The organism is Ruminococcus sp. RTP21358st1_G6_RTP21358_211008 (genome assembly GCF_040908885.1).
Lineage (GTDB): Bacteria > Bacillota > Clostridia > Lachnospirales > Lachnospiraceae > Blautia_A > Blautia_A faecis.
In genome coordinates this window covers 61,277-81,929 of the sequence record NZ_JBDGDM010000014.1, presented here as the reverse complement: position 1 = coordinate 81,929, position 20,653 = coordinate 61,277, and the positions used below count along the sequence as shown (strand labels likewise).

General features: G+C 42.9%; 18 protein-coding genes, 3 pseudogenes and 1 riboswitch. Of the genes and pseudogenes, 13 read left to right on the top strand and 8 right to left on the bottom strand.

Annotation, left to right across the window (positions count from 1 at the left end; genetic code table 11):
• Nucleotides 1–422: 422 nt before the first annotated feature.
• The gene (pnuC, locus tag AB5Z12_RS07880) at nucleotides 423–1,103 is read left to right on the top strand and encodes a nicotinamide riboside transporter PnuC (protein ID WP_148461152.1); all 681 of its coding nucleotides are present in this window, start codon (nucleotides 423–425) and stop codon (nucleotides 1,101–1,103) included.
• Nucleotides 1,104–1,132: 29 nt separating this feature from the next.
• Here the strand turns inward: pnuC and AB5Z12_RS07875 are convergent.
• The 5 genes and pseudogenes from AB5Z12_RS07875 to AB5Z12_RS07855 form a co-directional block, all read right to left on the bottom strand.
• Nucleotides 1,133–1,495: pseudogene (locus AB5Z12_RS07875) on the bottom strand (recombinase family protein); the annotation flags it as partial.
• Nucleotides 1,496–1,529: 34 nt separating this feature from the next.
• Nucleotides 1,530–2,222: pseudogene (locus tag AB5Z12_RS07870) on the bottom strand (phage tail tape measure protein); the annotation flags it as partial.
• 89 nt (nucleotides 2,223–2,311) lie between these two features.
• Complete coding sequence (locus tag AB5Z12_RS07865) at nucleotides 2,312–2,593, bottom strand: type II toxin-antitoxin system YafQ family toxin (RefSeq protein ID WP_148461153.1); 282 nt, start codon at nucleotides 2,591–2,593, stop codon at nucleotides 2,312–2,314.
• Nucleotides 2,590–2,862: a type II toxin-antitoxin system RelB/DinJ family antitoxin gene (locus AB5Z12_RS07860; RefSeq protein WP_118578232.1), complete on the bottom strand. Its 273-nt coding sequence runs from the start codon at nucleotides 2,860–2,862 to the stop codon at nucleotides 2,590–2,592. The genes AB5Z12_RS07865 and AB5Z12_RS07860 overlap by 4 nt, the downstream gene beginning before the upstream one ends.
• Before the next feature lie 84 nt (nucleotides 2,863–2,946).
• The gene (locus tag AB5Z12_RS07855; RefSeq protein WP_173716616.1) at nucleotides 2,947–3,114 is read right to left on the bottom strand and encodes a hypothetical protein; all 168 of its coding nucleotides are present in this window, start codon (nucleotides 3,112–3,114) and stop codon (nucleotides 2,947–2,949) included.
• Nucleotides 3,115–3,221: 107 nt separating this feature from the next.
• Here AB5Z12_RS07855 and AB5Z12_RS07850 point away from each other — a divergent pair, with 107 nt between their 5' ends.
• Nucleotides 3,222–3,422, top strand: a complete 201-nt coding sequence (locus AB5Z12_RS07850; protein ID WP_226815622.1) for a hypothetical protein — start codon at nucleotides 3,222–3,224, stop codon at nucleotides 3,420–3,422.
• Nucleotides 3,423–3,496: 74 nt separating this feature from the next.
• A riboswitch (cyclic di-GMP riboswitch) is annotated at nucleotides 3,497–3,587 on the top strand.
• A gap of 78 nt (nucleotides 3,588–3,665) precedes the next feature.
• Here the strand turns inward: AB5Z12_RS07850 and AB5Z12_RS07845 are convergent.
• Nucleotides 3,666–3,800: pseudogene (locus tag AB5Z12_RS07845) on the bottom strand (DUF6783 domain-containing protein); the annotation flags it as partial.
• Between the two features lie 286 nt (nucleotides 3,801–4,086).
• Between AB5Z12_RS07845 and AB5Z12_RS07840 the strand changes: the two are divergent.
• From AB5Z12_RS07840 to AB5Z12_RS07830, 3 genes are all read left to right on the top strand, one after another.
• Nucleotides 4,087–7,074, top strand: a complete 2,988-nt coding sequence (locus AB5Z12_RS07840) for a response regulator (protein WP_368368596.1) — start codon at nucleotides 4,087–4,089, stop codon at nucleotides 7,072–7,074.
• A 241-nt stretch (nucleotides 7,075–7,315) separates the two neighbouring features.
• Nucleotides 7,316–8,071, top strand: a complete 756-nt coding sequence (locus tag AB5Z12_RS07835; protein WP_148461155.1) for a ThiF family adenylyltransferase — start codon at nucleotides 7,316–7,318, stop codon at nucleotides 8,069–8,071.
• 134 nt (nucleotides 8,072–8,205) lie between these two features.
• Nucleotides 8,206–8,928 carry a LytTR family DNA-binding domain-containing protein gene (locus AB5Z12_RS07830; RefSeq protein WP_226815623.1) on the top strand — a complete coding sequence of 241 codons (723 nt, stop codon included), beginning with the start codon at nucleotides 8,206–8,208 and terminating at the stop codon, nucleotides 8,926–8,928.
• Here AB5Z12_RS07830 and AB5Z12_RS07825 read toward each other — a convergent pair.
• Both AB5Z12_RS07825 and AB5Z12_RS07820 read right to left on the bottom strand, forming a co-directional pair.
• Nucleotides 8,903–9,169, bottom strand: coding sequence for a DUF6783 domain-containing protein (locus AB5Z12_RS07825; RefSeq protein ID WP_334284952.1), 267 nt, complete (start codon nucleotides 9,167–9,169; stop codon nucleotides 8,903–8,905). The two genes, AB5Z12_RS07830 and AB5Z12_RS07825, sit on opposite strands and share 26 nt — an antisense overlap.
• Nucleotides 9,170–9,180: 11 nt before the next feature.
• Nucleotides 9,181–10,416: a nucleotide sugar dehydrogenase gene (locus AB5Z12_RS07820; protein WP_148461157.1), complete on the bottom strand. Its 1,236-nt coding sequence runs from the start codon at nucleotides 10,414–10,416 to the stop codon at nucleotides 9,181–9,183.
• A 246-nt stretch (nucleotides 10,417–10,662) separates the two neighbouring features.
• Here AB5Z12_RS07820 and bsh point away from each other — a divergent pair, with 246 nt between their 5' ends.
• The 8 genes from bsh (at nucleotide 10,663) to AB5Z12_RS07780 (ending at nucleotide 20,504) form a co-directional block, all read left to right on the top strand.
• Nucleotides 10,663–11,637: a choloylglycine hydrolase gene (bsh, locus tag AB5Z12_RS07815; protein WP_226836518.1), complete on the top strand. Its 975-nt coding sequence runs from the start codon at nucleotides 10,663–10,665 to the stop codon at nucleotides 11,635–11,637.
• A gap of 199 nt (nucleotides 11,638–11,836) precedes the next feature.
• A complete protein-coding gene (gene lon / locus AB5Z12_RS07810; RefSeq protein ID WP_173773182.1) occupies nucleotides 11,837–14,110 on the top strand; it encodes an endopeptidase La in 2,274 nt (757 codons plus the stop codon).
• A 231-nt stretch (nucleotides 14,111–14,341) separates the two neighbouring features.
• Nucleotides 14,342–15,970, top strand: coding sequence for a DUF1002 domain-containing protein (locus AB5Z12_RS07805; RefSeq protein WP_195991539.1), 1,629 nt, complete (start codon nucleotides 14,342–14,344; stop codon nucleotides 15,968–15,970).
• 348 nt (nucleotides 15,971–16,318) lie between these two features.
• Nucleotides 16,319–16,930, top strand: coding sequence for an ECF transporter S component (locus AB5Z12_RS07800; protein WP_173734859.1), 612 nt, complete (start codon nucleotides 16,319–16,321; stop codon nucleotides 16,928–16,930).
• Between the two features lie 317 nt (nucleotides 16,931–17,247).
• On the top strand, nucleotides 17,248–18,450 hold the full coding sequence (locus AB5Z12_RS07795) for a class I SAM-dependent rRNA methyltransferase (RefSeq protein ID WP_148461162.1): 1,203 nt from the start codon (nucleotides 17,248–17,250) through the stop codon (nucleotides 18,448–18,450).
• Between the two features lie 156 nt (nucleotides 18,451–18,606).
• A complete protein-coding gene (locus AB5Z12_RS07790; RefSeq protein WP_331479166.1) occupies nucleotides 18,607–19,005 on the top strand; it encodes a hypothetical protein in 399 nt (132 codons plus the stop codon).
• Nucleotide 19,006: 1 nt separating this feature from the next.
• Nucleotides 19,007–19,861 (top strand): DUF5685 family protein, encoded by an 855-nt coding sequence (locus AB5Z12_RS07785; RefSeq protein ID WP_173734860.1) that lies wholly within the window; start codon nucleotides 19,007–19,009, stop codon nucleotides 19,859–19,861.
• Nucleotides 19,845–20,504, top strand: coding sequence for a J domain-containing protein (locus tag AB5Z12_RS07780; protein WP_173734861.1), 660 nt, complete (start codon nucleotides 19,845–19,847; stop codon nucleotides 20,502–20,504). Before AB5Z12_RS07785 ends, AB5Z12_RS07780 begins: the two co-directional genes overlap by 17 nt.
• Nucleotides 20,505–20,653: the final 149 nt, after the last annotated feature.

Here is a 20,653-nt window from a genome sequence, read left to right as displayed (position 1 = left end):
GGACGGCGGTTAGTCACCGCCTCCTACTCGATTACCTTTAGATATTTCACCTGTCTACTTGACAAGGGGCATATCAAGCCTAACTCCTGAAAAAGCTCGGTTGTTTTATATGGAAACATATCTACTGCAAAATGTGTGTCAGGTTGTAACCTCGGATTAGATGTCACGATTTGAGGCAGTGGATTAGATGGCAAGGGAAAATTCGGTGAATCGCGATTTGTCAGAGCGTTATAGAGGATAAAATTATGTTTTTTGGATATTATCAATTTCACGAAAGTAATTATGCAATCCTTCATATGCAGAAGGGTGCCATTGCTTCGCAAGAGAAGCATATAAAGGGTATCCAATTTTAAGAGACAACAGGTATAAAATATATCTAATTTCCTGTTGTCTCAAATCAACGTATGAAGGGAATTAGAAAAATGAATAATCCATTTAAAAGAATGACCAAAAGAGAATGGGCACTTTGGTTCGTGTCTATTGCTATTGTTGTTATGTCGAATATTATGGCAGGAAGAGTAGATGCTTTGACACTTACTGCAACTTGTATTGGTGTAACTTCACTGATATTTGCCGCACAGGGAAATGTATGGGCACCGATATTGATGACGATTTTCTGCATCCAGTATGCGATAATATCATACCGTTTTCGCTACTGGGGAGAGATGTTTACTTACTTATTTATGTCACTTCCGATGTCTGTTTGGTCGATTGTGACATGGCTGAAAAATGCGAGAAACAGTAGTGATGGAACAGTAGAAATACGAAAAATTACAAGAAAAGGAGCAGGAGTTCTTGTTCTTTGCAATGTGGCAGTGACAATTGCATTTTATATATTACTAAAAAAACTTAACACGCCGAATCTGATATTTAGTACCATTTCGGTAGTAACAAGTTTTTTTGCTGCATCACTCACTATGTTACGGTCTTCCTATTATGCTTTGGGATATGCATCGAATGACATCGTGCTGATTATCTTATGGATACTGGCATCAATTAAGGACCCGGGGTATATTCCAGTGGTTGTAAATTTCTTGATATTTTTTCTTAATGACATGTATGGATTCATATGTTGGAAGAAAAGAGAAACAGCACAGTGTTAAGACAATTCTGGTTTGTGGATGTAGAAAATACCCTCCAGGTATTCCCGGTAGATGCGCTTTACCACCTCTGCCTGTTCCGGATCGATGATGAGATTCCCATCTGCATCCTTGGTGTAGCCGAGGAAGTGATTGTGATTTACCTGTACCTGGCCATTCTGGTAGCGAAACTGGAGTCCCAGCTTCACATTCTGGCTGAGGGATTATGATTCCTGCTGCGCAAGGAAAGCCATAATCGTAATCAGAACCTCACCCTTGGCATCCATTGTATTGATGGCTTCCTTTTCAAAGAAGACGGGAATGTTCTTATCTTTCAGCTGGCGGATGTATTTCAGGCAGTCCAGCGTGTTTCTGGCAAATCGGCTGATGGACTTGGTGATAATCATGTCGATGTTTTCGGCTTCGCAGTCGTCAATCATCCATTGCCTTTGTATTTGCGTTAGAGCTTGCCGCTGCAAGGATATCTGCGAAATGCCCAGAATCTTTGGCTGTCAGACCAAATGCAGTCAGTGCATCGGTTACGATATCCGATGTGGTGGCGAGGTCCTCACCAGATGCCGCAGCAAGGTTCATGATACCTTCGATACCATCCAGCATGTCGGAGGTTTTCCATCCGGCCATCGCCATGTAGTTCATAGCATCCGCAGCCTCGGATGCTGAGAACTTGGTTTTCGCACCCATCTCATGAGCCTTTGCACGGAGCTTATCGAAATCATCTCCGGTTGCACCAGACACGGCGGCTACCTGGCTCATAGAAGAATCAAAATCGGAGTCTGTTTTTACAGCAGCAACGCCAAGAGCTGTAACTGCAGCAGAGGCAGGAAGGAGCTTTTCGCCGGTGGAGGAAACCTTATCGCCTGCAGACTTCAGGTTTTCACCAGCAGTAGCAATCTTCTGCACAGCAGTGGCAGACTGATTGGCCTGCGCTTACAGCTTTTTGAGATATTCTTCCGTTTCGATGATCTCCCTCTGAAGAGCATCATATTTCAGGAGCTTTTCGACATCCTTAAGTTGTGACTGCGTATTCTTGATTTCTGAATTGACACCCTTTAAGGCACTCTGAAGCTTGGTAGTATCGCCACCGATCTCGACCGTGATACCCTTGATTCTACTTCCCGCCATAGCGCACCTCCTTTCCTGGATTTGGGCATAAGAAAAGCACCTACCATTTCTGATAGATGCTTTCTGAATTGCTATTCTGTTTTTTAAATCTATTTTTTGAATAGTTCTGAGTGCGTACCAAGCCTGTAAAGCATGAGTACTAAAACGTTGTTCTGAATCTCATAAATGAGCAACCAGTCCGGTTCGATGTGACACTCACGCGTGCCTTTATAGTTTCCTGTAAGGTCATGATCCCTGTATTTTGCATCCAGCGTACCGCCATTCGCCAGAATATCGATTACCTCAAACAGCTTATCAAGATTTTTATTTTGCTTTTTGGCAAGCTTCAAATCCTTTTTAAACTGATTGGTAAACTGAATGTCGTATTTCATACGTCGAGAGCTGCCTTAAGCGCATCCATACTGGAATAACGCGGAGCAGAAGGATCCTTCATCATTTTTCTGCCATCCTCAATGGCAGCGGCTGTCGTATCATTCGGTACTTCCAGTTTTAATTCAAAAGGAATACCATGCTCACGGATAGCGGTTCTCAGGAACATATTTACAGCAGTTGTCATATTCAGACCAAGCTCATTGAAGATTTCCTCCGCCTGATCCTTGATTGCCTTCTCTGTACGAATATTTAAATTAGTTGTTGCCATACAGAACACCTCCATTCAAGTATAGTATACTCAAATGCGCGTCTAATGTCAATACACTGTCATTATATAAGGCACATAAATTTGCTAAAATGCATCAAAATCCCTCTGCGTAGCGATCTGCGCATAGCCTTTGTACTCATCATTGCTGCTTTCTGCGTACATGTCGTTCACCATCCCAATCGTAAGAAGATCCAGATCCCGGCTGGAGATTCCGAGCTGTACGCAGCGAAGCAGAAACAAGGGTGTGGTCATCGGGCGGTCAGTTGCGTGAAGTTTTTTTTAGACTCCACATCCGTCTGGATATTCTATAGATTGAACAGGTGATCCGTGCCGGGACAGCAGACATCGGAGAAAAGTATTTGGCTGTAATCCGTAAGGCTGCCAGTGATTACACAAGAGAAATCTTTCATAAGCTGAGAGAAAGGGAATACAATCCGGAGCTGATGCGTTTATATGTAGTTGTTGGTGGTGGCTGCTGCATGATTCAGAACTTCGGGGAATATGACAAAGACAGAGTAACGATTGTGCGAGACATCTTCGACTTTGCGAATGGTTCATAAACACAGATTTTCTATCAAAATATTATTGACGCACCGGAAACTTCATGGTATTTTATTTTTGATGAAAAATGGGAATTATTTAAAGGCAAACTTGCTGAAAGGCAGGGACGCAAAGCCAGAAGGGGCTAAAGTCAGAAAGTCTGACCATGTCAGCCGGTTGCTGCTGTTTCCATATATAGAAAAGACGTGAGAACGGAAGCGATTCCGATACCTTTTATACTATATGTATATGGATGTGTGAGTTTAAAAAGATGTAGCAGGGACACTGGCAGGATGTTTGTCAGGTGTCCTTTTTATATGCCAAAATATGTACGAGAACTTGCCGGAGCATGTTCTGGAGCGTGGTTGAAAAAGCATTCCTACAATCTGCGCGCCACATTTTGCAGAAAGCCTTTTTCAAACACGCATCAAACAGAGTGAGGGTTTTTATAAAATGTTATATAAGGAAAATTATGAGGATAAAATATATTCTTTAAACAAGACGGTACCTGGACAAACACAGGATTTATCACAGGCAATACAGAAAACACTGGAAAATAATGGCGGGGTAGGTATGTTGACCGGATATTATGACCAAAATCTGTCTATTCTGTCTGTGAGTAATCTGCTGCTACATAGTATAGGACATACGTTCGATTCTTTTATGAAGCAGACAAAAGGCTCATTGAAGAATTTTTTTTACGGCAAGGATATAAGTATATTGGATCGAGACCGTTTTTTGCAGATCCACGGAGCCGGGGAAGCGCAGATCCTTACAGCGGACGGTACAGTGAATAATGTACGGCTTTATAAAGAGGATGCGACAGATGAAGCAGGCAGACAGATCTGGATTATGTCCGTACAGGTCAACTGGGATCATGTAAATCTGGCACTGATCAATGAGGCTATCTGTTCCGGCTTCTGGTATTTTGACTGTGACGAAAACAGTGAGATTGTGAATGCAAACTGGAGCCATGAGTTCCGAAAAATGCTTGGCTATCATGATACTCTGGATTTTCCGAATAAACTGGAATCCTGGTCAGATCTTCTGCATCCACAGGATAAAGAAAGAGTAATGATGCAGCTTCAGGCGGCAATTGCGGATAAGACGAATCAGGTAAAATACCAGGTAGAGTACCGTATGAGAATGAAGGATCATCAGTACCAGTGGTTTCGGGCATCAGCAGAAGTAATACGCCGGCTGGATGGTTCTGCCAGCAGGATTGCCGGGATTTTTATTAATATTGATGCGGAAAAAAAAGAAATTATGCAGGCACAAAAGTCAGCTGCTTTCCACCGTGCCTTTACGAAAACAGATCTGTGCGAATATTATGTTAACCTGGAGGCAAACACATTTGATACCTTTAAGGTTGAACCGTCCCTGATGACTGTTTTTGAACAGAGTCATACATGGGATGAACTGATCCGGCATTTTGTGGATTCCTATGTTGTGGAAACAGATAAGAAGGCAGTATCCGCTTTTTATGATCGTGGCTATATTGCGGAAAAACTGAAGGGTCTGGAAACCGAATTGTCTTTGGAGTGCCGAATCACTCTGAAGGGAGAAGAACGATGGGTCCGTAATGTGATCATACGTGGCGAGATAGAGGATTCAGAATATGCCATGATTTTTCTGCGGGATATTACGGAGGCAAAGGTAGAGAGCGCACGGCATCTGCAGATGGCAGCGGATAATGCTTCCATGGAGCAGCTGATTCAGAGCATAGTGCGTCTGGTTGACCGTTTTGTTGTCTGTGATCTGGAAAATGACAGATATGAATTCTACAATCTGAATGGACAGATGATATATAAACCTCTGGGCTTCTATCATGATTTTCAGATGCAGGTTCTTGAAAAGTATAAGACACTGGAACCGTTGGAAGCTATAGATATTCTGATAGCCCCGGAAAATATCCGGGAAAATCTGAAAAGCGAAAATGATATTTATAAGTTTGAGTATTGCAGCCTGGATGAAAAGACTTATAAAATCGCTTCTTATATTCCCTTGGAATGGAAGAATGGAAAGCTGGAAAAGGTATTGCTGGCATCCATGGATGTGACACAGGAGAAGAAAGCAGAGATTGAATCCCGTCAGGCACTGAAAGAGGCTTACCGGTCCGCAGAAAATGCAAATCGTGCAAAAACAGAATTCCTTTCCAATATGTCCCATGATATCCGAACACCGATGAATGCCATTGTGGGTCTGACAGCAATCGCCGGAGCAAATATTGAGAGTCAGGACAGAGTTATTGAATGTCTCAGCAAGATTACAGAATCAAGCCGTCATCTGCTTGGGTTGATCAATGAAGTGCTGGATATGGCACGTATTGAAAGTGGAAAAATGACACTGGCACAGGAAGATTTCAATCTGTCAGAGTTGGTGGATAATCTTATTACACTTACGCGACCGGTGCTTGATGAACATAAACATAATTTTGATATACACATTAATCATATTGAACATGAGGATGTCTGCGGTGACAGTCTGAGGATTCAGCAGGTATTTGTGAATCTGATGAGTAATGCGATCAAGTATACACCGGATGGCGGGAATATTACTTTTTCCATAGAGGAAAAGCCAAATGGATTTTCGGAGCTTGGATGCTATGAATTCACGATTGAGGATAATGGAATCGGTATGTCGCCGGAATTCCAGAAAATCATGTTTGATCCCTTCAGCCGCGCAGATGACCATCGGACAACCAGAGTTCAGGGAACTGGTCTGGGAATGGCAATCAGCAGAAATATTGTAAATCTGATGAATGGTAATATTAAAGTGGACAGCACCTTACACAAGGGAACTAAAATTACGGTAACAATTTATCTTGAACTTCAGGAAAAAGAGAAAGAAAAGGATGAAAATCTGATGAATTTGCCGGTTCTGGTTGTGGATGATGATAAGACATGCTGTGAAAGTACAGTTGCGACATTGAAGGAGATTGGAATTACAGGCGAATGGGTCCTCTCCGGCAGAGAAGCCGTTGAGCGCTGCTATGCACGTCATGAGTTAAAAAATGATTACTTTGCTGTTATTTTGGACTGGAAGATGCCGGATATGGATGGCATAGAAACTGCCAGACAGATTCGGAAACGGATAGGGAAGGAGATTACCATCATTGTACTGACATCTTATGAGTTCAGCGAGATTGAAGAAGATGCAAAGGCAGCAGGTGTAGATGCTTTTATTGCAAAACCGTTATTCCGTTCCAGGCTGACCGCTACACTGCGGCAGTTTGTTTCTGACAAAAAAGAAAAAACAGCAAGGAATTATCTGGAGAATCTGTCAGAAGCAGATTACACAGGAAAAAGGATTCTGCTGGTCGAGGATAATGAGTTAAACAGAGAAATTGCAGTGGAAATCCTGCAGATGACAGGGGCAGAAGTTGAGACAGCCGAAAATGGAAAAATTGCAGTTGAAAAAGTGGAGGTTTCTCCAAAAGACCGGTATGACCTTATTTTTATGGATATCCAAATGCCTGTTCTGAATGGTTATCAGGCAACCGCAGCAATTAGAAGCCTCCCCGGTGAAAAAGGAGAACTGCCAATTGTTGCCATGACTGCCAATGCTTTTGCAGAAGATGTACAGCTGGCAAAAAATACAGGTATGAACGGACATATCGCAAAGCCGCTGGATATGAATAAGCTGAGTGATGTTTTGAAAAAATGGCTGTAATGATACTGCGAACGGAGTGAACAGGAACGCTGTAATTTATTTATGTGTAGGCGAAAAAATAATTGACAGAAAAACACAGTCATTATAAAATATTTCCGAAAGGTAATGTGGACAAAAGTCTGGGTGGATAAGCTTCCCAGGCTTTTTATGTGAAGATAGAACAGACCGCAGTTTTCTTATTGAAAGAGAAATGTCTGTTTGAAAGTCTGTTGCCTGTCTTTCATTGAGGAGAGAAAAATTTATGTTAAATCAGTTTTCAAGAACCCAGCTTCTTCTTGGAGAAGAGGGGATGAAGAAGCTTGCCGGTGCCAGAGTGGCAGTATTTGGAATCGGCGGTGTTGGCGGATATGTGTGTGAGGCGTTGGTGAGAAGCGGGGTAGGTGCTTTTGACCTGATCGATGACGACAAGGTATGCCTTACGAATCTGAACCGCCAGATCATAGCAACGCGAAAAACAGTGGGAAAATACAAGACGGATGTTATGAAAGAGCGTATGCTGGAAATCAATCCGGACGTGAAGGTGGAGACACATAAGTGTTTTTTTCTGCCGGAGAATGCAGACGATTTTCCATTTGAAGAATATGATTATATTGTAGATGCAGTAGATACCGTTACTGCAAAAATCTCCCTTGTCATGAAGGCGAAGGAGAAAGGGGTTCCGATCATCAGTTCTATGGGTGCCGGAAACAAACTGGATGCAAGCCAGTTTAAAGTTGCGGACATTTATAAGACTAAGGTCTGCCCTCTTGCCAAGGTTATGCGCCGCGAACTGAAGAAACGTGGCGTCCGTAAGCTGAAAGTGGTTTATTCCGAGGAAATCCCTACAAGACCGATAGAGGATATGTCCATCAGCTGCAGAACCCACTGTATCTGCCCGCCAGGTGCCAAGCACAAATGTACAGAGCGTCGTGATATTCCGGGAAGCGTAGCATTTGTGCCGTCTGTTGCAGGACTGATCATTGCCGGAGAGGTTGTGAAGGATCTTTGCAAGCCTTGAAAGATCCCACAAAGTGGGGAGTGCAGGTAATTGAGGATTATGCTCTGAAACGTGACGATTATGCAGATTTCTCCCCGAGAGGGAACGTTGTGTTATAATAAACTAGTCAAGTACAAGGAGGCTTTGGGAGAGCTTTGGTAAACAGAATTGCCATATGTGACGACGTGGAAGTTGAGCGTTTTGTGCTGAAGCGTCAGTTGATGGTGTACTTTCAGACAAATGGCAGGGAGGCGCAGATCCAGGAATATGAATCTGGAGAGAGCCTCCTTGCAGACATTGAAGAGGGCTATATATGGCCAGATCTGATTTTTCTTGATATTTATATGGGCGATCTGAATGGAATGGACACGGCACGGAAGCTGCGTGACCTGGGAGTAAAAGCGCCTATTGTATTTCTGACTGCTTCACCTGATTTTGCGCTTGAAAGTTATGAGGTAGAAGCATCCGGCTATCTTCTGAAACCTGCAGAAGAGAAGCAGACCACAGCAATTTTAAACAGACTGCTGAAGTCTGAGCTTCGCAGGCGGATTTCAGTGAAATGCAGAAGACAGTATCGTTATCCTTTCGTGGATGAAATTTTATACCTGGAAAGTGACCGCCATACAGTAACCTTACATATGCTGGATGGTTCGGTGCTTGAAACTGCGGAAAAACTTGGGAATCTTGAGAAAAAGATAGAGGATCCCCGTTTTTTGCGTTGCCACCAAAGCTTTCTGGTAAATATGGATCACATTACAGATGTAGAAGAGGAGTTTTTACTCCGAAATGGAGAACGGGTTCCCATTCGCGTGAGAGGACGTAAGGATGTGCTGGATGCTTATAATCACTATTTCAGGATAAAGTCATCCGGCAATTGAAAGAGAGCAATTGCCAGTATGGTGAATAAAAAACGGATTTCATAGACAACAGGCAGGAAACACAGTGATTAAACGGAGCTATTGCTCTCTTGATCGCTATGTTTCCTGCCTGTTTTTGTATGGTGCAGATTGCGGTATATTTTGCTCGAATTCGACCTACGCAGCCCGCTGCGGCGCCCTCATCCGGGCAAAATCTCCCACAAATTGTGATGTACATCTTGCGGAAGCCTTTTTTAGACACGCTTTCGTTTCTTAATCCCTGGAAAACAGATCCCTTGTATAAACCTTTTTCTTCACATCGTCCAGGACCTTGTCATAACGGTTCGCCAGAATACACAGGCTTTTTTCTTTAAACTCTTCCAGATTATTTACAACCTTGCTGCCAAAAAATGTGGAACCGTTTTCCAAATTGGGCTCATAGATGATGACAGTGGCGCCTTTTGCCTTGATCCGTTTCATAACACCCTGAATGCTGCTTTGCCGGAAATTATCGGAATTACTCTTCATAGTGAGGCGGTAGACGCCGATAACCACTTCTTTTTCCAGGCTTGACTGATAAAGGTTGTCCTCATTGTAGTTGTAATAGCCGGCTTTTTGCAGTACCTGATCAGCAATAAAATCCTTTCGGGTACGGTTGCTTTCCACGATTGCGGACATCATATTCTGAGGAACGTCGTTGTAATTGGCAAGAAGCTGTTTGGTGTCCTTAGGCAGGCAGTAGCCGCCGTAGCCAAAGGAAGGATTATTGTAATGAGTTCCGATCCGGGGATCCAGACAGACTCCATTGATAATATCGCGGGTGTTCAGCCCCTTCATTTCCGCGTAAGTATCCAGCTCATTAAAATAGGAAACACGAAGTGCCAGATAGGTGTTGGCAAAAAGTTTTACAGCTTCTGCTTCCGTATATCCCATGAACAAGGTGTCGATATTTTCTTTAAGAGCACCCTCCTGAAGAAGTGCTGCAAAAGTATGAGCTGCTTCTCTGGTGTGTTCATCACAGGAGACAATGATCCTGCTTGGGTAAAGATTGTCGTACAGGGCCTTGGACTCTCGGAGAAATTCCGGGCTGAAAATAATATTGTTATTGTGAAGCTTCTTTCGGATAGATTCTGTGTAGCCTACAGGAATCGTAGATTTGATCACAATTGTGGCAGCAGGATTCACCCTTGTGACCAGGCTTAGTACAGCTTCAACAGCGGAAGTGTCGAAATGATTTTTCCTGCTGTCATAGTTGGTGGGGGTGGCCACTACCACAAAATCAGCCTCTGCGTAGGCGGATTCTCCGTCTGAGGTGGCCGTAAGATCCAGTTCCTTTTCCGACAGGTATTTTTCGATATATTCATCTTGGATTGGAGATTTCTTCTGGTTTATCAAAGCAATCTTCTCCGGAATTATGTCAACTGCAACAACATGATTATGCTGAGCCAGCAGTACAGAAATAGAAAGCCCTACATATCCGGTACCTGCGACTGCAATAGATTTATTCATGGTAAGTTCCTTTCTTAAAAAAGTGTGAAATCGGGAAAAAAGAGTTTAAATTTTCACAGTTTGTGCTACAATATATAACACTAATGATGAACCGTTCATGCACAATTTTTATAAATAATAACATGACAGACTGGAAAATACAACGCCTTGGGAACTTTTTGGAATATGCAGATTACAGAACGTTACCAGTGAACAGTAATACAGAACTGACTTTTAAACAGTCTCTGATGAATGGAGGAACAGAATATGTGTACAGCAGCAACCTATAAAACAAAGGATTTCTATTTTGGAAGAACTCTGGATTATGAGATTTCCTATGGAGACCAGGTAGTGATCACGCCTAGAAATTATGTATTTGACTTAAGAGAAGGCGGTCAGCTGAAAAATCATTATGCCATGATCGGAATGGCATGTGTTATGGAGAACTATCCTCTGTATTATGATGCGGTCAATGAGAAAGGTCTTGGAATCGCCGGCCTTAATTTCGTTGGAAATGCCAGCTACAAGAAGCCTGTAGAGGGGAAAGACAATATCACTCAGTTCGAACTGATCCCATGGATTCTGGGAAAATGTGCTACAGTGAAAGAAGCACGCCAGCTTCTTAAGAATATGAACCTGATTGACACCCCATTTCTTCCTGATCTGCCAGTTGCGCAGCTGCACTGGATTATTGCGGACAAAGAGGAATGTATTACCCTGGAGTCGTTGGAAGAGGGAATGAAAATATATGATAATCCAGTAGGTGTCCTCACAAACAATCCGCCCTTTAACTATCAGATGTTTAATCTGAACAATTATATGCAGCTGGCTGTGGAAAACCGCAGTAACACGTTTTCAGAAAATCTGAAGCTGAATCAGTACAGCCGGGGAATGGGTGGCATGGGACTGCCGGGAGATCTCTCCTCACAGTCAAGATTTGTGAGGGTGGCCTTTGTAAAAATGAACTCTCTGTCCGGGGATTCAGAAGAAGAAAGCGTAAGCCAGTTTTTCCACATTCTTGGCAGCGTAGACCAGCAGAGGGGCTGCTGCAAGCTGGGAGAAGACAAGTATGAGATTACGCTATATACTTCCTGCTGTAATACAGATAAGGGAATCTATTATTATAATACTTACGACAATCACCAGATCAGTGCTGTGGATATGTACAAGGCGGATTTGGATGGTGAGAAGCTTTATACCTATGCGCCCATAAAAGGGGAACAGATCAGAATGCAAAATTAGCTCTCGTTTCGAAATAAATGTTTCAAAAAACTACCATGTTCCAGAAAGAATGTTCGATTCTTATTGCAAAATTTTAATTTAGTGCTATAATGAACTATCATAGATTCAGATGGCGAATTCATATGAGTTCGCCATTTTCTATAGAATAAATCTGGCACTCATATTAAAAGAGTGCTAACAATACAAGGAGGAAACATGTATGATTACAATACCAGTTTATGAACTTCTTCTTTTACCGGAAGTTACATTTTTCTTTAAAAAAGATATGTTTCCGGAAGGCAGAATTAAAGAACAGAATATCGGAGAAGAAATTCTCTTCGTTTTACAGAAGAAAGAAATAGCCCCAGAGGAAATTTCCATGGAAAATATTTTTCCAGTGGGCGTGATGGGAATCATTGAGAATATAGACGAGGAAGGCAGCGTCAAGATTACTACCAGAAGAAGAGTGCAGGTGACTCATGTAGAATATACTGACGGCATGGTTCAGGCAGAAGCGGTAGATCTTCCGGATATCCAGGATATCTCCCCGGAAGAAGAAAAGGAGAAATTTGATAAGATCAAGAAAGAACTGATGGATTTTGCAAAAGGCTTTCAGTGGGGCGTCTGGGTACGCAGCATGATCTACCATTGGAAAAGCTATCCGGAAGCCGTCAGTGCCCTGGCTGGTTACATGAGCCTTTCCTGGGAAGAAAAATACCATATGATCGAGGTGGATTCCAGGAAAGAACGCATGCATCTGATGGAAGAGGCTGTCTATGAGCTGATGGAGATTTTCCGTGTCAGTGAGGAAGCTGAGACTGCGCAGAAGAACTCCAATGAGAAAGTTTACCGGGAGTCCGCTATCCGGAAGCAGATCGAATTTCTTCAGCAGCAGTTGGACGAAATGCATCCGGAGAATATTTCTGATGTGCGCCGTTTCCAGAAGAAAATCCAGGAATCCGGCATGAATGAGGAAGCACGCAAAGAAGCTGAAAAGGTGCTGAACCGCATGAAGCAGGAAGGAAAAGACAGCCATGAGTATGGCATGCTGTACGATTATCTGGATTTTGCCACAAGTCTTTCCTGGAAGACAGAGGAACCTGCTGAAATTGATTTGAACGAGGCAGAAGAAATCCTGAATGAAGACCATTATGGGTTGAAAAAAGTAAAAGAGCGAATTATCCAGCAGCTTGCTGTTATGGCTCTTAATAAGAAACAGTCTGGTTCCATTTTATTGTTTGTAGGTGCGCCTGGAACTGGAAAAACCAGTATCGGACAGAGTATTGCCCGTGCGCTTCACCGTAAATACGTGCGTATCAGTCTTGGTGGAATCCGTGATGAAGCGGAAATTCGAGGACACAGAAGAACCTACATAGGTGCTATGCCAGGCAGGATTATGGAAGGAATGAAGAGAAGCGGAGCTGCAAATCCGGTTATGGTACTGGATGAGGTGGACAAGCTCGCCAAAGATTACGGCGGTGATCCGGCAAGTGCTCTTCTGGAAGTGCTGGATCCGGAGCAGAACGGAAGCTTTACAGACCATTATATGAATGTTCCTTATGATCTTTCCAATGTGCTTTTTGTGTGTACAGCCAATTCCACCGATACCATTCCTGAGCCATTGCTCAATCGTATGGAAGTAATCCAGTTTCCTGGATATACTGCAGTAGAGAAGTTTCAGATCGCGAGACGTCATCTTTTGCCGAAAGCAATGAAGAGCATGGGAATCAAAGCCCAGAATCTGAAGGTGACAGATGAGGCAATCCGCCGCATTATTGAAGAGTATACAGCGGAGGCTGGTGTCCGCGGACTGAAGAAGCAGATGGATGTGTTATGCAGATATGCAGCTGTGAAGCTGGTAAAGGGTGAGCAGAAGAGCATTACGGTAAGTGAGAAGCGTGTAGCAGAATTTTTGGGACATGGAATTCATCATGAGAAGATTCTGGAAAACCCAGTGCCTGGAGTTGTAACCGGTCTTGCCTGGACCAGTGCTGGTGGAGAAATCCTTTTTATCGAAACTTCTTTTACAAAAGGCGATGGAAAGGTGATCATTACCGGACAGCTTGGAGATGTGATGAAAGAGTCCGCCCAGATTGCCATTACTCTTGTGAAGTCCCTCTATCCGGAATTTGCAGATAAATTCAAGGAAAATGATCTTCACATCCATGTGCCGGCAGGAGCAGTTCCCAAGGATGGCCCATCAGCAGGCATCACGCTGGTAACTGCATTATCCTCTCTGGTGACAGGAAAGCCTGCACCAGCAGAAATAGCAATGACAGGAGAAGTTTCCCTTCGCGGCGGTGTTATGCCTATTGGCGGATTGCCGGAGAAGCTGATGGCTGCCCAAAGAGCTGGCGTAAAGCATGTGTTTATTCCATATGAGAATATGGATGATCTTGATGATGTGGCCGATGAGGTAAAAGAGAAGCTTGAGATTACACCAGTTAAGACCGTGCAGGAGGTTCTGGATTACTGTTTACAGCCTGCACGGTAACAGGCTCTGGAAAAGCTGCTGATATAATAATTTTTTTACCAAAACATATTTTCATGTTCAAAGAGAGAATTAACAATTAAAATTACAAAAACTATAAGAAGTATGTTATAATAAGTGTACTAAATGAAACAACTGCAAAGACAGAAGTGCAGTGCATGGAAGCTGTTACAGAGTATGAGGCTTTCATTACAGATCAGATTATAACCCAGACAGAAAGTTGGAGGAAAAGTTATGAAGAAAGGTAAATTATTAGCTACGCTGCTCTGCAGCGCATCAATGGTTATGGGAAGCTTGGTTCCCACGGTACCGGCTATGGCAGATGCTATGAAGGTTGTTACACTTGGCGCAGATCTTTCAGATGAGCAGAAGAACACCATGCTGAAATATTTTAAAGTAGATTCCAGCCAGGCACAGATTATCTACGTTACCAATCAGGATGAGAGGGATCACTTAAGTTCCTATGTTCCGCTGGAGCAGATTGGTACAAGAACAGTGAGCTGTGCTTATGTGAAGCCTACCACATCCGGTGGTATCAAGGTTCGTACCGCCAATTTGAACTGGGTTACCTGCAATATGATCGCAAGTTCCCTTTCCACATCTGGTGTTACCAACTGTGAGGTTGTTGCTGCCTGCCCGTTTGAAGTATCCGGTACAGGAGCACTGACCGGTATCCAGATGGCATATGAGACTGCCAGTGGACAGAAACTTGATGAGACCAAGAAGAAGCTTGCTACTGAGGAGATGGTAGTTACAGGTAATCTTGCTGATTCTGTAGGAAAGAATGACGCTACCACTGTTATCAACCAGGCGAAAATGCAGGTTATTGCAGACAATGTTCAGAATGCAGATGATATCTACAATATTGTTGTAAATATCTCCAATAATAACAATGTAACTCTTACAGATGATGAGATTAATACCATCGTAAACCTGCTTCAGCAGATTTCCCAGCAGGACTATGATTACTCTGAGATGCAGGAAACTCTGGAGCGTGTAAATGACAATGTAACAGGAAAGGCAGAGGAGAGCAGTGATTCATCAGATGATGAGGACAGTATTGTGGATAATGTAGACCAGAGTGCTCTTGGTGACAATGTTATCGAGAGTTCTACAGAGGATCCGGGACTTGCTGAGGAGACTGGAGCTGCAGACGAATCCGGTGAAGAATCCTGGGAAGAATTTCCGGCTTCTGATGATTCCAGCGAGAACACAGATGGAAGTACAGATGAGTCAGCTGATGGTGACATCAGTGAAGTTGGCGGAACAGATACTGGTGATGGCAGTGATTCTTCCGCAGAGATCACAGATATATCCCAGCTGAATACAGATTTCCTTGGCGATGATGCGAAAGCGAAATTTGAAAAAGCGAAGACCTTCTGTCAAGGAGAGTACAGCGGTGATGAGGATGCTCTTTACGAAGTAATGGGAGATGATGCTGCAGTTACTGTAACACTTGATTCCGACACAGCCAACAAGCTTTCCATCAAGGTTCTTCAGAAATACCTTGGTATCCTTGGAAATGGTGCTGTTTCCTATCAGGAGGATGGAACTGAGAAATACATTACACCAGAACTGAATATGCTGGATAAAGAGATGAAGAAACTTTTCGGCATTGATGTGATCGATGATGGTGAGTCTTCTGAGGATATTGATGTTCTTGGCGATGCAGTATCTTCTGATGATAAAGATACCCTGTATAAAGATACTATGAAGTTCTTTGAGAAACTTTATGGTGAGAGTTCAGAATCCAGTGATTCAGCTGACGGCTCTGAAAATGTGACAACAGATGAAAGTGCTACAGATGAAGTAGGCGATGAGTCTTATGACGAGACTATTGATGAAGAGTCCTACGAAGAATAACAGACCTGAATTCGGAAGAATACTGTTGAATAGTATGTGTTGATGCTCCAGGAGATGACATGTCTGCTGGTGGAAAAGGTACAGAAACTGATATCCAGTGGGATATTGGGGACTGTACCTTTTTTTGCAGAAAATAACTGTCCTCTTAAAAATAATCAAAACTGTCTATTGAAGACATACCAGTATCTCGCTATGATAAGTGCTAATTAGATACTGCAGTATAAAAAGCAGTGATTAAACAGGAAACATTGGAGCTTGTTTGAGAAATCATTCCTGCAACTTGTGAGGCACATCTTGCAGAATGTTTTTTCAATATGTACCAGGTTTCCGGGAAAGAGAGAGAAACCTATGAACAAACAGAATTCTACCATTATGAAACTTGCAGAGACTGCACTTCTTGCAGCACTTTGCTATGTATCTTTTACATTTTTGCAGATTAAGATTCCGGTACCGGGTGGAGATGCTACTTCTCTTCACATCGGAAATACCTTCTGCGTGCTTGGAGCTCTGCTTCTTGGCGGTTGGTACGGCGGTCTTGCAGGTTCTATTGGAATGACTATCGCAGACCTTATGGATCCGGTTTATATTACAGGAGCACCCAAGACCTTTGTACTGAAGCTTTGCATCGGTCTTATAACAGGCCTTGTAGCCCACAAGATTGCAAAGATCAATGAGACGAACGACAAGAAATACGTATTCAAATGGAGTCTGATCGCTTCTATTGCAGGTCTTGCTTTTAATGTGATCGCAGATCCCATCGTTGGCTATTTCTATAAACAGTACATTCTTGGTCAGCCCCAGGAAGTAGCGAGCATCCTTGCGAAATTAAGCGCCGGTGCTACATTTGTAAATGCAATTGTATCTACAATCCTGGTTGTGATTATTTACAATGCAGTTCGTCCGGCTCTTATTAAGGCAAATCTGATTCACGTACATGTAGCTGCAGCGAATGCGAAATAAGAAGAAAATAACCTTCTGGAAAAGTCAGAATATGAGATAAGTGAAAGCTCTGGAATGTCTGAACCGTGTACCGCCATTGAAAGTCAGATTTAGAATCTGACGATAGGAAGCGAGTTCAGGCAGTCCGGAGTTTTTTTTGTGTTGTTAATGAGACTGAGATGTCTGTTAAAAAAAGAAGATGAATGGCTGGCAGTTTATAAAATTTTAAGATTAGTGAAATTTTTATGACTTTTTCTCAGAACCCCTGGAAACACTGGCAAATTGAGAAATTGTGTGCTACAATGTTACCTAAATCGCAAAAGCAAAGGAGTAGTGCTATGAGTCTGGCAGTAGTAACCCTGAAAAAGGGAGAAGGACGTCTTTTGAAATCCGGCGGAATGTGGATTTTTGATAATGAAGTAGCTTCTATTATGGGAAGCTTTGTAAATGGAGATATTGTACTGGTTCATGATTTTGACGGATATCCTCTGGGAAGAGGATTTATCAATACGAATTCCAGGATTGTGGTACGTCTTCTTTCAAGAGATGAGAATACTGTGATCGATGAGGAATTTTTTGAGAAAAGAGTGCGGGATGCATGGGAGTATCGTAAGAAAGTAACGGATACTTCAAGCTGTCGCGTGATCTTCGGAGAGGCAGATTTTCTGCCGGGTTTTATTGTGGACAAGTTTTCTGATGTGCTGGTGGTACAGTCCCTTGCACTTGGAATCGACCGTTATAAAGAGATGCTGGTGGAACTTCTGAAGAAAGTTCTGGCAGAGGATGGTATCCGGATCTGCGGCGTTTACGAGAGAAGTGATGTGAAAGTACGTAAGCAGGAGGGAATGGAGCCATATAAGGGCTTTATTGGTGAAGAGTTCCCTACTTTGGTTGAAATTGTAGAAAATGGTGTAAAATATCAGGTGGATGTAAAAGACGGTCAGAAGACAGGATTTTTCCTGGATCAGAAATACAATCGTCTGGCAATCCAGAAGCTTTGCAGGAATGCCAGAGTTCTGGACTGTTTTACCCATACTGGTTCTTTTGCTTTAAATGCAGGATATGCAGGAGCGAAAGAAGTAACTGGTGTGGATGCTTCACAGCTTGCAGTTGATCAGGCTACAGCCAATGCAGCTTTAAACGGACTTTCTGATTCTGTAAAATTTATCTGTGAGGACGTATTTGATCTTCTTCCGAAACTGGAAGAGAAAGGCGAGAAATATGACGTGGTAATTCTGGATCCACCTGCATTTACCAAGTCAAGAAGTTCTGTTAAGAATGCAGTGAAAGGCTATCGTGAGATCAATCTTCGTGCCATGAAACTGGTGAAAGACGGCGGCTTCCTTGCAACCTGTTCCTGTTCACATTTTATGGATTACCAGCTTTTTACCCAGACCATCGGTCAGGCAGCCAGGAATGTGCATAAACGTCTCCGTCAGGTAGAATATCGCACCCAGGCACCAGATCATCCGATCTTATGGTCTGCTGATGAATCTTATTATCTGAAATTTTATATTTTCCAGGTCTGCAGCGACAGATAGGAATAGACGGAATGATTGTTGGTTGTTTTGTGAACCGTAATAGTGAATGTACAGAATCAGGAATAGGGAAATAATATAATAACATAAGAGAGACAGAAACTTATTTCAGGAAGATAAGTTCACAAGAAAGAAGGTATTTTATTGAAAGAAAAATTTATGAGATTTATGCAGGGACGAAACGGAGTAGATCAGTTCGCAAGATTCACTATGGGAGTAGCACTGGCTGCTATTGTGCTCACCTTATTTACTGGGACCAGAAGTGGAATCGGCGCATTTCTGGATCTGTTTGGAATGGCTGCCATTGTTTATACTTATTTCAGGATTTTTTCAAAAAATATTTCCAAACGTTATCAGGAGAATCAGAAGTATCTTCAGATGACGGATAAGCTAAGAGCCCGTTTCCAGAAAGAGAAGCGAATGATGAGCCAGCGCAAGGACTATCATATTTACAGCTGTCCTGGCTGCGGTCAGAAAATCCGTATTCCCAGAGGCGGATTTAAGAAAGTGGAGATTGAATGTCCCAAGTGTCATACCAAATTTATAAAGAGGCGCTGATATGTTTGGATATATTGTAATGAACAAGCCGGAGATCAAGATGAAGGATTTTGACATGTACAGAACCTTTTACTGCGGACTCTGCAGGGAACTGCGTGAGAAATACGGGATATCCGGCCAGATTACATTAAGCTATGATATGACTTTTGTGATCATGCTTCTTTCCGGCCTTTATGAGCCAAAGACGTACAAGGGCACTACCAGATGCATTCTTCATCCTGTGAGAAAACAGCCAGTTCGAAAGAATGTGATGACAGAATACTGTGCAGACATGAATATACTTTTAACTTATTATAAATGTCTGGATGACTGGAACGATGACAGAAAATATGTGAAGCTTGGTTACGCCAGGCTTCTCGAGGGGAAAAATAACCGTCTGTTAAAACTTTATCCAGATAAGGCGAAGCGGATCGTCGAACTTCTGGATGAGCTTTCCGCTTTGGAGAAACAGGGAGAGACAGATATAGACAGAATGTCCGGGATTTTTGGGCATATTATGGAGGAGATTCTTGCTTACAGGCAGGATGAGTGGGATAAAAGCCTTCGAAGAATTGGCTTTTATCTTGGCAAATTCATCTATCTTCTGGATGCATATGATGATGTGGAAGAAGATGTGAAAAATAAAGATTACAATCCTTTCGCAGAAAAATATACAATGGAAGGGTTTGAAGGGGAAGTACGCCAGATCCTTATGATGATGATGGCAGAAACCTGCAGAGAATTCGAGAAGCTTCCTATTATTAAATATGGGGATATTCTTCGGAACATTTTATATTCCGGTGTGTGGTGCCGCTTCGAGGAAGTGAGCAGGAAACGCAAGGAAGAACGGGAGAAAGAACATGTTGGATCCATATAGCGTACTGGGAGTTTCCAGAAATGCAACAGATGAAGAAATAAAGAAGGCATACAGAAAGTTAAGCCGGAAGTACCATCCGGATGCGAATATTAACAATCCAAACAAAGATCAGGCAGAAGAGAAGTTTAAGGAAGTACAGCAGGCATATGAGCAGATCATGAGAGAACGCGAGTATGGAAGCAGTGGTGGATCTTCCGGCGGATACGGTAGTTATGGATATGGAGGATTTGGCGGCTTTGGAGGACAGCAGCGCCAGAGCACTTACGAAGATGAGGAAAGTGTGCGCAGACGTGCAGCAGCTAATTTTGTTCAGAGCGGACATTATCAGGAGGCTATGAATGTGTTGAATTCCCTTTCCCAGAAGAATGGAGAGTGGTATTATATTTCCTCCATGGCGAACATGGGAATGGGGAATAATGTAAAAGCGTTGGAGCATATTCGTGAAGCTGTGCGCCAGGAGCCGAATAATCAGCAGTACCGTATGCTCCTGAACCGGATGGAAGGTGGCGGAAGCTGGTATGAGACACAGCAGGGACCGTTTGGAGGAATGCCGGTGGCAGGGGATGATATGTGCCTGAAGCTTTGTCTGGCGAATGCGCTTTGCGGAATGTGCTGTCCGGGAAGCGGAGTGCTGTGTTGTTGATAAAGTAGAAGTTTATGATACTGTACCGTGGAGAAGGATGCCATTGTACAGTATTCTTTTTTGAGGTGTTTTGATGTTACCAGAGAACAGTAACCTTTGAATGACAGATTTTGTTAAAAATCAATTGACAAGAAAACTCGCACGTATTA